Source organism: Cypionkella psychrotolerans (assembly GCF_001294535.1).
In the GTDB taxonomy this organism is placed as follows: domain Bacteria; phylum Pseudomonadota; class Alphaproteobacteria; order Rhodobacterales; family Rhodobacteraceae; genus Cypionkella; species Cypionkella psychrotolerans.
Map to the genome: position 1 here is coordinate 108,157 of NZ_LGIC01000065.1, position 14,823 is coordinate 122,979.

14 protein-coding genes are annotated in these 14,823 nt (G+C 61.1%); 11 read left to right on the forward strand and 3 right to left on the reverse strand.

Translation table 11 applies throughout. The features are described 5' to 3' along the window. Nucleotides 1-4 precede the first annotated feature (4 nt). Both AKV04_RS13655 and AKV04_RS13660 read right to left on the reverse strand, forming a co-directional pair. Nucleotides 5-889: an SPOR domain-containing protein gene (locus AKV04_RS13655; RefSeq protein WP_054006961.1), complete on the reverse strand. Its 885-nt coding sequence runs from the start codon at nt 887-889 to the stop codon at nt 5-7. Nucleotides 890-1,048: 159 nt separating this feature from the next. Continuing rightward, the gene (locus AKV04_RS13660) at nt 1,049-2,158 is read right to left on the reverse strand and encodes a class II histone deacetylase (RefSeq protein WP_054006962.1); all 1,110 of its coding nucleotides are present in this window, start codon (nt 2,156-2,158) and stop codon (nt 1,049-1,051) included. Nucleotides 2,159-2,333: 175 nt separating this feature from the next. Here AKV04_RS13660 and AKV04_RS13665 point away from each other — a divergent pair, with 175 nt between their 5' ends. From AKV04_RS13665 to AKV04_RS13700, 8 genes are all read left to right on the forward strand, one after another. Beyond that, nucleotides 2,334-3,248 (forward strand): lipid A-modifier LpxR family protein, encoded by a 915-nt coding sequence (locus AKV04_RS13665; protein ID WP_054006963.1) that lies wholly within the window; start codon nt 2,334-2,336, stop codon nt 3,246-3,248. 354 nt (nt 3,249-3,602) lie between these two features. Beyond that, nucleotides 3,603-4,469 (forward strand): Hint domain-containing protein, encoded by an 867-nt coding sequence (locus tag AKV04_RS13670; RefSeq protein WP_328287151.1) that lies wholly within the window; start codon nt 3,603-3,605, stop codon nt 4,467-4,469. 168 nt (nt 4,470-4,637) lie between these two features. Further along, nucleotides 4,638-5,258: a 30S ribosomal protein S4 gene (gene rpsD / locus AKV04_RS13675; RefSeq protein ID WP_054006965.1), complete on the forward strand. Its 621-nt coding sequence runs from the start codon at nt 4,638-4,640 to the stop codon at nt 5,256-5,258. A gap of 83 nt (nt 5,259-5,341) precedes the next feature. Continuing rightward, nucleotides 5,342-5,875, forward strand: a complete 534-nt coding sequence (locus AKV04_RS13680; protein ID WP_054007179.1) for a TIGR00645 family protein — start codon at nt 5,342-5,344, stop codon at nt 5,873-5,875. A 7-nt stretch (nt 5,876-5,882) separates the two neighbouring features. Further along, entirely contained in the window at nt 5,883-7,298 is a 1,416-nt protein-coding gene (locus AKV04_RS13685) for a homospermidine synthase (protein ID WP_054006966.1), read from the forward strand. 104 nt (nt 7,299-7,402) lie between these two features. Further along, entirely contained in the window at nt 7,403-8,488 is a 1,086-nt protein-coding gene (gene hisC / locus AKV04_RS13690) for a histidinol-phosphate transaminase (RefSeq protein ID WP_054006967.1), read from the forward strand. Then, nucleotides 8,485-9,423, forward strand: coding sequence for a prephenate/arogenate dehydrogenase family protein (locus AKV04_RS13695; protein ID WP_054006968.1), 939 nt, complete (start codon nt 8,485-8,487; stop codon nt 9,421-9,423). Before hisC ends, AKV04_RS13695 begins: the two co-directional genes overlap by 4 nt. A 1-nt stretch (nt 9,424) precedes the next feature. Continuing rightward, nucleotides 9,425-10,282 carry an extensin-like domain-containing protein gene (locus AKV04_RS13700; RefSeq protein WP_054006969.1) on the forward strand — a complete coding sequence of 286 codons (858 nt, stop codon included), beginning with the start codon at nt 9,425-9,427 and terminating at the stop codon, nt 10,280-10,282. Between the two features lies 1 nt (nt 10,283). Here the strand turns inward: AKV04_RS13700 and AKV04_RS13705 are convergent, their stop codons facing one another. Then, nucleotides 10,284-11,282, reverse strand: coding sequence for a DUF2125 domain-containing protein (locus tag AKV04_RS13705; RefSeq protein ID WP_054006970.1), 999 nt, complete (start codon nt 11,280-11,282; stop codon nt 10,284-10,286). A gap of 79 nt (nt 11,283-11,361) precedes the next feature. Here AKV04_RS13705 and AKV04_RS13710 point away from each other — a divergent pair, with 79 nt between their 5' ends. From AKV04_RS13710 to AKV04_RS13720, 3 genes are all read left to right on the forward strand, one after another. Continuing rightward, nucleotides 11,362-11,892, forward strand: a complete 531-nt coding sequence (locus tag AKV04_RS13710; protein WP_156317562.1) for a gamma-glutamylcyclotransferase — start codon at nt 11,362-11,364, stop codon at nt 11,890-11,892. Between the two features lie 72 nt (nt 11,893-11,964). Next, entirely contained in the window at nt 11,965-13,158 is a 1,194-nt protein-coding gene (locus tag AKV04_RS13715; RefSeq protein ID WP_054006972.1) for a hypothetical protein, read from the forward strand. Nucleotides 13,159-13,161: 3 nt separating this feature from the next. Beyond that, nucleotides 13,162-14,775, forward strand: coding sequence for a peptidoglycan -binding protein (locus tag AKV04_RS13720; protein WP_054006973.1), 1,614 nt, complete (start codon nt 13,162-13,164; stop codon nt 14,773-14,775). Nucleotides 14,776-14,823: the final 48 nt, after the last annotated feature.

Here is a 14,823-nt window from a genome sequence, read left to right on the forward strand (position 1 = left end):
TGGCTTAGCCTTTCAGGAAATAGGCGTCCTTGAATCCCGCCTGCTTGATTTTACCCATCAGGGCCTTGTCGCCGCGCGCCGTTACGGACCAGAAGCTTTTGCCCTGCGCGGTCTCGGCACGAGTATCCGCCGCGATCCCTGCGGCTTTCAGCTGGTCGCTTGCGCGCTTGGCATTGGCCTCGACCGAAAAGATGCCGACCTGGATCAGCCCAGCTTTGCCGCTGGCAACCGGAGCTTTCGGTGTCGCCGGGGCAGGGGCCGCCGCCGCAGGTTTTCCGCTGGCGGGCACGGTTGCAATCGGCGGCGCGGTTGGCTTGCCACCCTTCGGTGCTGCGCGGTCAATCGCCGCCGCCGCACCGGGGATCGGGTCGAGCGTTTCGGTCGCCACGGTTTCCGCCGCGTCGAGAATGGGCTTGTTGGCATCGGGTGCTGTCTTCGCCGCTTCCTCACGCCGCAAAGCCGTCACCGAAACCTTGCCCGGTTCGCCCGCGAGCAAGCCCAAAGCCGCCGCCGCATCCGATGAGATTTGCAGCTTCGGTCCCGGATTGTCCAACTCGCGCCGGAACAGCGCGCCGATGACGAATTTGCCGTTGGCGGTGTTGCGCAGGATCACCCGCTCGGGGTCTTTTGCGTCGGGCGAGGCCACCCAGACACCGCCCAGCGAGGGGCGGCCGTCCCACAAAGCCTGATCGGTGGCCTGAAAAATCGACGGGTCTTCCACATCGCGGTCCACCAGCTTGACAGATTTTGACGTGGCCGGAACCGCGCCCTGCGCCGCGCCATCTGGCGGAGCCTTGGCAGCCAGCGGGCCCTTGCCCTCTTGGCAGCCGGTCAAAAGCGCCGTCACCGCAACAGCCACCATCAATCGCCGCATTGCCATCCCCGTCATGCTCTGCTCCTCTGCGCGTATTATTGCTCGCGCTTTCCCACCTTTTGGTGGCGTTTCCATTGCCCTTTTGGCCCTTTTTGGGCCGTTATGGCGGCATGATACAGTCTGGCGCAAGCGCAGGGAAGGGTGTGCTTTGCCTTGGGCGGAAAACCTTCGTGATCAGCCGAAAATCCGCCAAGCCTGCGCTTCCAGCCTTGCCCGCTGAAACGTGATCAGATCGGCGGGCGGCTGTTGCAGATCAGACATTTCCAGCAGCGGGTCGATCACCGGGCTGCGCGTGCCCAGCAGTTCCTCGACCACCGCGAGCCCGCAAAACGGCACATAAATGTCGGAATAGCCGCCCTCATGTGCCACCACAATCTTGCCACCACAAAGCTCCTCCGCCAACCCAAACACCTGCCGCGCCATCGCCCGAAACGTCTCAGATGTCGCCTGCATCCGCGCCAAAGGATCGACGCAAGAGGCGTCATAGCCCGAGGCCACCACGATCAGATCAGGTTTGAACTCCCGCAGCGCTGGCGTCACCAACAGCTCAAAGGCATCAAGATAAGCCTGATGGCCGCAGCCTGCGAGCAGCGGAATGTTGAGATTTGTGCCATGCCCCGCACCGATACCACGATCTTCCGCCCCGCCATAGCCCGGCGGAAAGCAGTTTTCCTGATGCAAGGATATCGTCAGCGTATCGGCACGGTCATAGAAAATCGTCTGGGTGCCATTGCCATGATGCACATCCCAATCCACCACCGCCACCCGCAACGGCCCATGCTTGGCCCGCACAGCCTCCAGTGCCACCGGGATATTCGCCAGCAGGCAAAACCCCATTGAGGCATCCGGCAAACAATGGTGCCCCGGTGGCCGTGACAAAGCATAGGCCCGCGCGACCGCCCCCGTCACCACATCCTCCACCGCCTGTTTCACCAGCCCCGAGGACAAACAGGCGATCTCGTAACTGCCCTGCCCAAACGGCGCGAAATGCGGTGGGATATTGCCGCCACCTGCGTCCGACATCGCCTTGAGCCGATCAAGATAGTCCGCTGTATGCACCCGCAACAGATCGTCGCTGCTGGACGGTTCAGCCGAGCGCACGGTCAGTTGCGGCCAAATCCCCGCCACTTCCAGCAGGTTCTTGAATCGCCGTTTCGTTTCCGGGTTCTCGGCAAATCCGGTGGCCGAGGGCGGCTGCACATAGCCGCCTGCGGGGATGAAAAGCACCTGTTCGCCGCCCGTGTGCCACAAACACCGCTCATCATGGTAAAATGCTGTGGCCATCGCACATCCTTTCGCGCCGAAAATTCTTTCGCATTAAGAAAGTGTTTTCCATCTTCTTGCCATAGTGCAAATGCAACAACAGCAGATGCACTGCTCAGGTGGCAGTTAAACTATAACGATAAAAAGCGCGGTTTGTGGCAGATTAGGCCAAAAGACGGCGGAGTTGGGGATCGAGATGTTGGACTTTGTAAAAACCCTGGTGATTGCGGCAGCATTTGTCACCGCCGTGCCCGCCCATGCCGAAGATCGGGTGACGCTCGGCTGGGGTCGGATGTTCAGCAATGACGCTTTAGGCGACCAAAAAGACCGCTGGCGCACCGGTGGCTATCAGGTCAGCCGCATCAGGGGCTATTCTTGGGATGGCGCATTGCCGACCACGCCGGGCGAGATCCTCGAATTCCGCGGCTCGGCACAGATCGTAGCACCCGAAGATCTGGTCTCGCCGCCGCCAACAGACCGCCGCTACGCCGCCACTTTGTCGTTCGGGCTGCACACCCAATTCGACTGGCGCGGCAATGATGTCAGCGTCGGCACCGAGCTGGTGCTGCTTGGGCCGCAGACCGGGATCAGCAATTTCCAGAAATGGATTCACAACATGGTCGGGCTGGAGAAGCCCACGGTGATCGACAACCAGATCGGCAACGGCATCTATCCGACGCTGGAGGCTGAACTGGGCCACAAATTTTCACTCGGGGATCGGGCCGAGCTGCGCCCCTTCGTGCAGGCCCAAGCCGGGGTCGAAAGCTTTGTGCGCGTTGGCGGCGATCTGGTGATCGGCACGCTGGGCCGCGATGATCTGATGGTGCGCGAAGGCGTCACCGGCCAACGCTACCGCGCCGTGGAAGGCACGCGCGATCAAGGCGTTAGCTTTATTCTCGGCGGTGATATCGCGCGGGTGTTTGACTCGGCTTTGCTGCCCGCAGATGGCGTGGCCACCCTGACCGAAGACCGCTCACGCCTGCGCGCGGGGGTGCATTGGCAGGGCGAAAAGGCCTCGGTGTTCTATGGCGTCAGCTATCTGAGCAAGGAATTTGATCAGCAGCCGGAATGCCAGTTGGTTGGCGGGCTGAACCTGAACCTCAAGTTCTAAGCAAATCGAATCGGCCGAAGAACACCAGATCAACTCAAAGTTGTATAAAGTAACATTCACTTGCTCTGTTGCCTTTTTACCATAGGAATTCGCGTAACCCTCTGTTAACGTTTCCAGATAAGAAACAAAAAAACGAGCAGGCAAACAGGCATGAAAACGGGCTCTTTGGGCACGTTCGTCATCTCCTGGTCACAAACAGAAGTAGACGGCCTTAAGGCCGCATCCTTGGACTTACTGAGCGTAGGCGCCGCATGGCGTTGGACGGGTGCAGCCGTGCGCGTGGACGGTCCTCAGGGGTTGCTACTTTTGGAACAGGCTGAAGGGGCGGCGGATTTACGCAAAAGGGCGGCGCGCATGGTGCGCCGTCTGGTGGGTGTAGCGGTGGGCGGCGAGGTTAAGCCGGAATACGAAACAGATCCCTATCCTGATCTTCCCGATCAGGGCTTTATCGTCACCGATGGGCATCAGTCCTTCACGGTAACCATCATTCCGGTGCCGGACACCGGGGCGCATCTGTTGATGCTGGTCGGCGATCTGCCGCCCTGCGATCAGGATTTGTGGGTGGTGCGCACCGCGATTGACCGCACCCATTCCGGGGCAGGGGCGCGGGTGGCGGGCGGGGTGATTTGCTTTACGCCTGATACACGCGTGGCCACGCCGGACGGAGTGCAGCAAATCCGCCATCTGCGCAGCGGTGATATGATCCTGACCCGCGACAATGGCCCGCAAGAGGTTCTCTGGACCGGTCACAGGCGGATGTCCGGCGCGCGGCTTTACGCCATGCCACATCTGCGGCCCATTCGATTTCGGGCAAATTCGATGGGCCTTTACCGCCCGGATGAGGATTTGTTGGTCTCGCCGCAGCACCGGATGCTGGTCAAAGGTGCCGCAGCACAGGCCTTGTTCAACACATCGGAAGTGCTGGTCGCCGCCGAAGATCTGGTTAACGACGCCACCATCGCCGTTGATCACGTGCTGCGCGAGGTGACTTATGTGCATATCCTGTTGGAGCGGCACAATATCGTCTGGGCCAATGGGCTGGAAACCGAAAGCTTCCACCCCTCCAACACCGCGCTCGATACTGTCGATCCGGTACAGCGCGAAGGCCTGCTGCACATCCTGCCCGAGATCGCAGAAAATCCGCACGCCTACGGCGATTACGCCCGCCGTAATATCTCGGGGTCCGAGGCCGCCATCCTGCGGCACGAACTGGCGGCATAAAGTGGTCTGCAGCGGTTGACTCTGCTTAGGCCGACTGTATAAGCCGCCCTACGTCCCGGATGAAAGTCCGGGGCTTTTCATTGGTGTTGGTGGACTTCGCAAGAAGAACCCTGTCGAACCTTCGGGTTAAAGGACAACGCCCTTCGTAACTTAAGAAGGAGATCAGAGATGACAAAACGCACCTCTGCCAAGTACAAAATTGACCGTCGCATGGGCGAAAACATCTGGGGCCGTCCGAAATCCCCGGTGAACAAGCGTGAATATGGCCCCGGCCAGCACGGTCAGCGCCGCAAGAACAAGCTGTCGGATTTCGGTACTCAGTTGCGCGCTAAGCAAAAACTGAAGGGTTACTATGGTGACCTGACCGAGAAGCAATTCCGCAAGATCTACACCGAAGCTGAACGCGTCAAAGGCGATACCGGCGAGATGCTGGTGGGTCTGCTGGAGCGTCGCCTCGACGCCGTCGTATACCGTGCTAAACTGGTGCCGACCGTATTCGCAGCGCGTCAGTTCGTGAACCATGGCCACGTCACCGTCAACGGCAGCCGCGTCAACATCGCGTCGTACCGTGTCAAAGAGGGCGACATCATCGCCGTTCGCGAAAAGTCGCGTCAACTCGCGATCATCGCAGAGGCTTTGGCTTTGACCGAGCGTGACACCCCGGACTATCTTGAAATCGACACCAACAAACTGACCGTGAAGTTCATCCGCACCCCCGGTCTGGGCGACATCCCGTATCCGGTCGTCATGGAACCGAACCTGGTCGTCGAATATTACGCCAAAAACTAAGCTCTGCCCCACTCGGCAGAGGCGAAACCGTTATGATCGGCCCGCCTTTATGGCGGGCCTTTTCTCTTTTATCGGAGCCCGTGATGTCAGACAAACCCACGCTTGAATCGAAGTTTGAACAGGGTCTGTTCGCCAGCCGCTGGTTGATGGCGCCGATGTATCTTGGGCTGGTGGTCAGCCTTGCGATGCTAGTGGTGATTTTCGTAAAGGAATTGGCTTATTACGCGCCACAAGTCCTGACGATGACAGCCGATCAAAGTATCCTTTCGGTGTTGACCCTGATCGACCTTAGCCTTGCCGCCAACCTGCTGCTGATCGTGCTGTTTTCCGGCTATGAGAATTTCGTCTCTAAGCTGGACATCACCAGCGATGACCGACCCGATTGGATGGGCAAGGTCGATTTCTCGGGCCTGAAAATGAAACTGATCGCCTCGATCGTGGCGATTTCAGGTATTCACTTGCTAAAGGTCTTCATGGGTTTAGGTAAGCCAGACTCGGCTTATGCCGTCACCCCCGACACTTTGCGCTGGATGGTGATCATCCACCTGACCTTCGTGACCTCGGGCGTTCTGCTCGCTCTGATGGATTGGCTGTCGGCGAAAACCGACAAGCATTGAGGACCTTATGACCTACACCGTACACGCCCGCATCGACGGCCCCTTGGTGATGATCGGCTTCGGCTCGATTGGCCGTGGCACTCTGCCGTTGATCCAGCGCCACATTGATTTCGACCGCGACCAGTTCACCGTGATCGAGCCCTCGGCTGAATTCGCGCCGATGCTGGCCGAACATGGCATCAACCACCTGCAACTGGCGTTGACGCAGGACAACTTCGCCGAAACCCTGCGCAGCCTGTTCCCGAATGGCAAAGGCTTCATCGTTAACCTTTCCGTCGACGTAGATTCCATCGAACTGATGAAGCTCTGCCAAGAGCTTGGCGTGCAATATATCGACACCGTCGTGGAGCCTTGGCCCGGTTTCTACTTCAACTCGCCGCTGCCGAACGCCGACCGTACCAATTATCCCCTGCGCGAAAAGGTCCGCGCGTTGGGCAAAACCTATCCCGGCGGCCCGACAGCAGTCTCCTGCTGCGGCGCCAATCCAGGCATGGTCAGTTGGTTGCTGAAGGAAGCGCTGCTGCGCCTCGCCAAAGATACTGGCGTCAAAACCGACCCCAAGACCCAACAAGACTGGGCCCTGCTCGCGATGACCCTTGGCGTCAACGGCGTTCACATTGCCGAGCGCGACACTCAGGTCTCTGCCCGCCCCAAGCCCCAAGGCACCTTCGTCAACTCCTGGTCGGTCGATGGCCTGCTCTCGGAAGGCTACCAACCCGCCGAACTCGGCTGGGGCACGCATGAGAAAAAACTACCCCCCAACGGCCATAAATTCAAATCCGGCCCCGGCTATGCGATCTGGATCGACCGCCCTGGCGCCGATACCCGCGTGCGCTCTTGGTGCCCCGATGTCGGCCCGCAATTCGGCCTTGTCGTCACCCATAATGAATCGCTGTCGATCCCCGACTATTACACGGTCTGGGACGGCCCCCGCGCCCTTTACCGCCCGACCTGCCACTACGCCTACCACCCATGCCCGGACGCGATCCTATCGTTGCACGAAACCAATGGCGCAGGAAAACTCCCTGAACAAAAACACATCCTGACCGCCGATGAAATCATCGGCGGCGGCGACGATCTGGGCGTGTTTCTCTACGGTCACGCCAAAGGGGCTATGTGGTATGGCTCGCGCCTGACCATCGAAGAAGCCCGCGCTTTGGCCCCTTACCAGAACGCTACCGGCATGCAGGTGACCTCCGCCGTCCTCGCCGCAATGGTCTGGACCGCCGAAAACCCCCGCATGGGCTTCGTCGAAGCCGATGAGATGGACCACGCCCGCTGCCTCGACGTCCAACGCCCCTACTTGGGCCGCATCGAGTGCCACTACACCGACTGGACCCCGCTGCAAAACCGCATCAACCGTTTTGCCGAGGATCGGGACGAAGACGATCCGTGGCAGTTCACCAACTTCCTCGCGGTTTGAGACATTTGCGCAAGGGCTAGCCCCTTGCGCAGCCCGATAGGCCAAATGTTGCTGGCATTGCACCCGCCCCCTCGCTAAAACCCGCGCAACACTTGGGGAATCCGATGAACGACGCAATCCGCCCACAGCCCGGCATCATGGACATCGCTCTGTACGAAGGTGGCAAAGCCGCCATCGCAGGCGTCACCAATGTGCTGAAACTGTCGTCGAACGAAAACCCGTTCGGCCCGTCTGACAAAGCCAAAGACGCCTTCGCCCGCTCGGTCCACAACCTGCACCGCTACCCCAACACAGACCACGCGTCCTTGCGCCAAGCCATCGCCGACGTGCATGGCCTCGACGCCAGCCGCGTGATCTGCGGTGTCGGTTCCGATGAAATCATCACCTTCCTGTGCCAAGCCTATGCCGGCCCGAAAGACGAAGTGGTGTTCACCGAACACGGCTTCCTGATGTATCGCATCTCGGCCCTCGCCGCAGGGGCCACCCCGGTTGAAGTCGCCGAACGCGACCGCACCACCGATGTCGATGCCATCCTGCGCGCCTGCAACCGTCGAACAAAGCTGGTTTTTATCGCCAACCCAAACAACCCGACCGGCACGATGATTTCCGCCGCCGAGATCGAACGCCTTGCTGCGGGGCTGCCTGCGCAGGCCATTCTGGTGCTCGACGGTGCCTATGCCGAGTTTGTTGAAGGTTTTGATGCCGGCCTCTCCCTGATCGAATCCCGCACCAACGTCGTGATGACCCGCACCTTCTCGAAAATCTACGGTCTGGGCGGTCTGCGCATCGGCTGGGGCTATGGCCCCAAACAAATCATCGACGTGCTGAACCGCATTCGTGGCCCGTTCAACCTGTCGAACACCCAGCTGGATACCGCCGAAGCCGCCGTGCGTGATCAGGATTTCGTCAACCGCTGCCGCACCGACAACGCCCGGATGCGGACGTGGCTTGCGCAGGCTTTGGCCGAGCTTGGCATTCCCTCCGACACCTCGCTTGCCAATTTCATCCTCGCCCGCTTTGCTAGCCCGGAAGAAGCCGAGGCCTGCGATTTGTTTCTGCAAAAGCAGGGCCTGATCGTGCGCCGCGTCGTCAGCTACAAACTGCCGCACTGCCTGCGCATCACCGTGGGGGATGAGGCCTCGTGCCGCCGCGTCGTCCACGCGATTGCGCAGTTCAAGGGTGTGAAATGACGCAAATCTACAGCCGGGTGGCCCTGATCGGACTGGGCCTGATCGCCTCGTCGATGGCCCATGCGATGCGCGCCAACGGCCTTGCGGGGCAGATCGTTGGTCACGCCAAATCGGCTGAAACCCGCGCGACCGCCTTGGAACTGGGCCTGTGCGATCATGTCTACGCCACTGCTGCCGAAGCCGTGCAGGGCGCTGATCTGGTCGTGCTTGCCGTGCCCGTGGGTGCTATGGCGGCGATTGCTGAAGAAATCGGCCCGCATCTTATGCCGGGTTGCACCGTCACCGATGTAGGCTCGGTCAAACAAGCCGTGATCGCCGCCGTCGCCCCCTATATCCCTGAAGGCGTTCAGTTTATTCCCGGCCACCCGATGGCAGGCACCGAATATTCCGGCCCGCGCTCGGGCTTTGCGACGCTGTTTCAAAACCGCTGGTGGCTGTTGACCCCGGCACCCGAAGTTGACCCTGCGGCCCTCGCACGCCTGCAATCTCTGCTGATCGGCATGGGGGCCAAGGTCAATTTGATGGACCCGCCGCATCATGATCAGGTCTTAGCCGTGGTCAGCCACACCCCACACCTGATCGCCTACACCATGGTGGGCGTCGCGGATCACCTCGCACAAGTGTCCAACTCTGAAGTCATCGAATATTCCGCCTCGGGTTTCCGCGATTTCACCCGGATCGCGGCATCGGACCCGACGATGTGGCGCGATGTATTCCTGACCAACAAAGACGCGGTGCTGGATATTCTGGGTCGCTTTGCCGAGGAATTGTTCGTGCTGCAACGCGCCATCCGTATGGGGGACGGCGATCATCTGCACGATTATTTCACCCGCACCCGTGCCATCCGTCGCGGCATTATTGAGGCCGGGCAAGACACCTCCGCCCCCGATTTCGGTCGCGCCCCAGCTGCGGCAAAGCCCGCAGGCGAGGCCTAACATGCGGGCCATTGGCCCCCTCACACTGATCTTGGCGGTACTCGGTGGGATGGCGATGGCCGAGGCCCCGAAATCCTCCCCCCATCCCGCCCCACGCCCCACCGTTGTGCAACCCGAAACGCCTGTGGTCGCGCCCATCCTCCGCCCCCGGCATCGCCCAACCACACGCGCCGCCGAGCCGCAAACCACCGTGGAGCCAGCACGACAACAAGCCGCCCCAGAAATCGCAGCGGTTGCCCCGACGCTGCGACCCCGGCCTCGCCCCAAGGGATTGCAAGCTGAAGTCGAACAAGTGGCGATGGCCCAGTCCGAGCCGGAAGCCACCCCCACCCGAAAATCCCAAAAAGAATCCCGCAAAGGTTCGGTCTGCGGCGACCCTGCGATCCGCGGCCAGGAACTCCCCCCGGTCACCTCACGCACCAAAGGCTGTGGCATCGCCGAGCCCGTCCGCGTCACCGCCATCGACGGCATCCCGTTCAGCCAGCCCGCCACCATCGACTGCGACACCGCGCTCGCGCTGAAACGCTGGATGCGCGAAGGCATGGCCCCCGCCTTCGGCAACCGTGAGGTGGTGCAGTTGCACATCTTCGGCAGCTACATGTGCCGCAGCCGCAACAACGTGCGTGGGGCGAAAATCTCAGAACACGGGCGCGGAAAAGCCGTTGATATCGCTGGGTTTATCTTCTCAGATGGGAAAGAATGGACCGTGGCGCGCGATTACAACAAACAAATCCGCCGCGCCCAGAAAGCCGCCTGCGGCATCTTCGGCACCACCCTCGGCCCTGGCTCCGACGGCTATCACGAAGACCATCTGCACTTTGACACCGCAGAGCGGCGCGGTTCGGCCTACTGCCGATAACCTAAGCCCCGCCCATATTCCGCATCCGGGGAGCAGGCCCCAACGGCAGCGGCCCCAGCACCATGCCGCCATCCTTACAGATCAGCTTGATCTGCAAAATCTCCAAATCGCCGCCCTGCTGTGCCACAATCCCCAGCATCCGCTCCACCGTCGGCGCCACATCCGGCTTCACCAGCCCCAAAGCCACCAAGATCGGCGGCAGCCGCTTCCAGCCTTCCACCCGCAACGCGATCTCGCCTTCCGCCAGCCCATCCGGCCCCGCCGTCAGCACCCCCTTGGCGGAAAACTTCAACGCTCCCCAACTCACCCGTGCATCCGCAATCTCCAGCGCCATCAGTTCAGGCCTGGATGTCACCGCATTGCGGTCCAGCGGCGCGGTCAGCACAGCATGACCATCCAGAAACACCTCATCCACAAGATCGGGCAAATCCGTCGCCGCCAAAGCCTGCAACACCGCAGCATCCGGCGCAATCTCGGCCACCCGCAGACCCAGCCGATAGGTGTTGGCGCGGGTCACATCCTCGGCCATCGAAACCGTGGCGGTATTGATCCCCAGCGTCCAGCCCGCATCCGAGGTCAGCTTCACACCAGAAGCCTCACCCACCAACTCATTCAGCGCAAGCGCGGTCGAGGGATGCACCTGCACACTCGCCCGCAGTTTCTCAGAGCCAACCGTTACCACCTGATCCGGCAGCGTAATCACCTGACCCGAAGGCAAAGCCGCAATCACATGCCACGGCTTCCACGTCATCGCATAAACCTGCACAAACGGGCTGGAAACCTGCACGCCCTGCGCCGGATCAGCCAGCACCAGATCGGAAACCGTCAGATCAAAGCGGTTCGGGATGCCATGCACCTCCACGCTGGAAGCGATCACCACCCCCGGCGGTTGCTGCGCAATCCACGCCTTGACCCCGCTTTCAATCTGCGACGCCCCCACCCACCAATAGCCGGTCCACGCCGCCGTAGCCGCCAGCACAATCCACAAAAGCGCGCGCATCCTCGCCCCTTTTCTTTGCTTTGCCCAATGCTTACACCTAAGCCGAACAGAGGGATAGCCAATGCCAGACAGCCAAGAAATACCAGAACCGCTTTGGGTCTTCGGCTATGGCTCGCTGATCTGGAACCCGGATTTCCCCGTCGCCGAGCGCCAAATCGCCCGCGCCACCGATTGGCACCGCAGCTTTTGTATGCGCTCGATCCACCATCGCGGCAGCGTCGAAAGCCCTGGCCTCGTCCTCGCGCTTGATCACGCGCCGGGTGCTGTTTGCGACGGCGTCGCCTTCCGCGTCACGCCGGGGGCCGAGGTGGAAACCCTGCAAGCCTTGCGCGGCCGCGAGCTGATTTCCTCGGCCTATTTAGAAACCACTCTGCCGCTCACCCTGTCAGATGGTCGCATTATCATTGCCTTAGCCTATGTGATCGACCCCGATCATGACCAATATTGCGGCAACCTGCCCTTGGCAGAACAAGCCCAGATCATCGCCCATGCCACAGGCGGGCGCGGCCGCAACCGCGACTATCTGTTTGCCACCGCCGATCATCTCGCCGAGCTTGGCATTGCCGACCCCGATTTGGCATGGCTTTCCACACAAGTTCGCAAACTCTAAGGGTTTTACTTGGCACAGGCCCGCCGCCTGCTATGCTTAACCCCAGCAGAACAGCCGGGCGGAACCGACGCGATGGACATTTCCAAGGCCGAGCAGTCGACCTTCTTCAGCCAACCCATTCGCCAGATCGTCACCATGCTTGTGGCCGTCGCACTTGTTTGCGCGGGGGCGTGGCTGATCCACCGCACCGTGTTGGGCATCATCGACACCAACCCGCTGCTCAATGGCTTCATCATCCTGGTCTTCGCTTTGGGCGTCGTGACCTGCTTCTGGCAGGTCTTCACCCTCGTGCAATCGGTGTCGTGGATTGAGCGTTTCGTGCGCCACGACACCGGCTATGAAGACGCCGCCGCACCGCGCCTTCTCGCGCCCTTGGCGCAGCTGTTGCGCACCCGTGGCGCGCGGATGCAAATTTCCTCCTCCGCCTCGCGCTCGATTTTGGAATCGGTGGAAACCCGGATTGAGGAAGCCCGTGACATCACGCGCTACCTGATCAACCTATTGGTTTTCCTCGGTCTTCTCGGCACCTTCTACGGCCTTGCCACCACCGTCCCCGCCATCGTCGAAACCATCCGCTCGCTCGCACCACAGCAGGGCGAATCCGGGATGGAGGTGTTCAGTAAGCTGATGAAGGGCTTGGAAAGCCAACTCGGCGGCATGGGCACCGCGTTTTCCTCGTCGCTTTTGGGCCTCGCCGGATCGCTGGTCGTTGGCCTGCTGGAACTGTTCGCCAACCACGGCCAGAACCGTTTCGCGCGCGAATTGGAAGAATGGCTGTCCTCGATCACCCGCGTCGGCTTCTCCAGTGGCGATGCCGAGGGCGGCGAGGCGGGCGTTACCTCTGCCGTGCTGGATCATCTGGCCGAGCAAATCGAAGTGATGCAAAGCCTGTTCGCGCAGGTCGAGGCCAACCGCTCCGGCGTCGAGCAAGGCCTCGCGGGGTTAGAGCAGGGGCTTGGCGACTTGACCGGAGTTGTCGCCCAACTAACCGAGAAAATCGCTGCCGAAAGCGGCCAGACCGCAGCGCTCAACCGCATCGCCGAAGGCCAAGAACGCCTGATCGCCGCCCTCACCGGAGCCGAAGGTGGCGCCCATTCCGACGCTGAAAGCCGGATGCGCCTGCGCTCAATCGACGTGCAACTGCTGCGTATCCTCGAGGAAATCTCCGCTGGTCGCCAAGAAAGCCTCGCCGATCTGCGCGGCGACATCTCGGCGCTGACCGCCTCCGTCCGCCAGTTGGCGCGCGGCATCCCCGCGCGGGGCTAAGCCATGGCTTTACGCCGCAAACGCGATTCCGCGATGATCTGGCCCGGCTTTGTCGACGCCGTCACCACGCTGTTGATGGTGCTGATGTTCGTCCTCACCATCTTCACCGTGATGCAATCGGTGTTGCGCGACACCATAACCACCCAATCGACCGAACTCGACAGCCTCACCGCGCAAATTGCGGGCCTTGCCGATGCCTTGGGGCTGGAAAGGCAAAAGGTCAGTGATTTGCAGGGTGAAGTCGGCACGCTCAGCTCCGATCTGACCGCAGCCCAGACCAAAGGCGAGCAACAGTCCGCGCTGATCGCCACCCTCACCGGGCAAATTGCGACCAAAGAAGGTGAAATCGCCGCCGCCCAAACCCGCATCACCAGTTTTGAAGCCCAAGTCGCCTCGCTTCTCTCCGAACGCGACGCCGCACGCGGGCAGGCGACCGCCTTGACCGCCGAAGTTGCCGATTTACAAGCCAAAGGCGCGAAACTTCTGACCGAAAAGCAGGCCCTCGACCTCGCCCTCGCCAAAGCCCGCACCGAGATCGACGCCAGCGCGGAGGCCGCCCGCCTCGCCGCCGCCCGGCGTGAAGCCTTGGAAACTTTGGTGGCCGATCTGAAAGCAAAGGGTGACGCCAGCGCCGCCGACCTCAAAGCCGCCCAAACCAAAATCACCGAGGCCGAAGCCACGCGTCTGGTCGATGCCGCAGCCCTCGCCGCCCTGCGCGACAAGCTGAAAAATTCGGATGCCGAACTGACCGCGATGACCTTGGCGCTGGAAGATCAACGCAAAAAGGCTGAAGACACCCTCACGCTTCTGGCCGCTGCCAACACCAAGGCCGCGCAATCGGCAACCGCAGGCGACAAAAACGCCACCCTGCTTGCCGTGGCTCAGCAAGCCCTGACCGCCGAGCAAGCCAAATCCGTTGAGTCCGCCCGCAAGACCGAGGTGCTCAACCAGCAAATCGCCGCCCTTCGTGTCCAACTGGGCGAGTTGCAGGGGCTGCTTGATGCCTCCGCTGCCGTGGATTCCATCAATAAGGTGCAGATCGAAGCCTTAGGCAGCCAGTTGAACGCGGCTTTGGCGCAGGTCGCCTCCGAGCAGAAGAAGCGTGCCGAAATGGAAGCGGCCGAGCGGCTGCGACTAGAAGCCGAGAATGCCGATCTTGCGAAATTCCGCTCCGAATTCTTCGGCCAGCTTTCGCAGCTTTTGGCGGGGCGTGAAGGCGTGCGGGTTGTTGGCGACAGGTTCGTGTTCTCGTCCGAGGTTCTGTTCAACCCCGGCTCGGCCGATCTGGCGCCCGAGGGGCAGGCTCAGATCGCCGATGTGGTGAAGATTTTGGATGAGGTGGCGGGGAAAATTCCGCCGGGGATCGACTGGATCATCCGGGTGGATGGTCACACCGATGACGTGCCGTTGTCGGGGACGGGGGCGTTCAAGGATAACTGGCAGCTGAGCCAAGCCCGGGCTTTGTCGGTGGTGCGCTTCATGCAGGACAATCTGGGCTTCCCGCCGCAGAGGTTGGCCGCGACCGGGTTTGGCGAGTATCAGCCCGTGGCTACTGGGGACAGTCCGCAGGCGAGGGCGCAAAATCGGCGGATTGAGTTGAAGCTGACCGAAAGGTAGTGTCCGCGCGTGGACAGGGCCGAGGTTTCTATAAAATCAAAGGGTTAA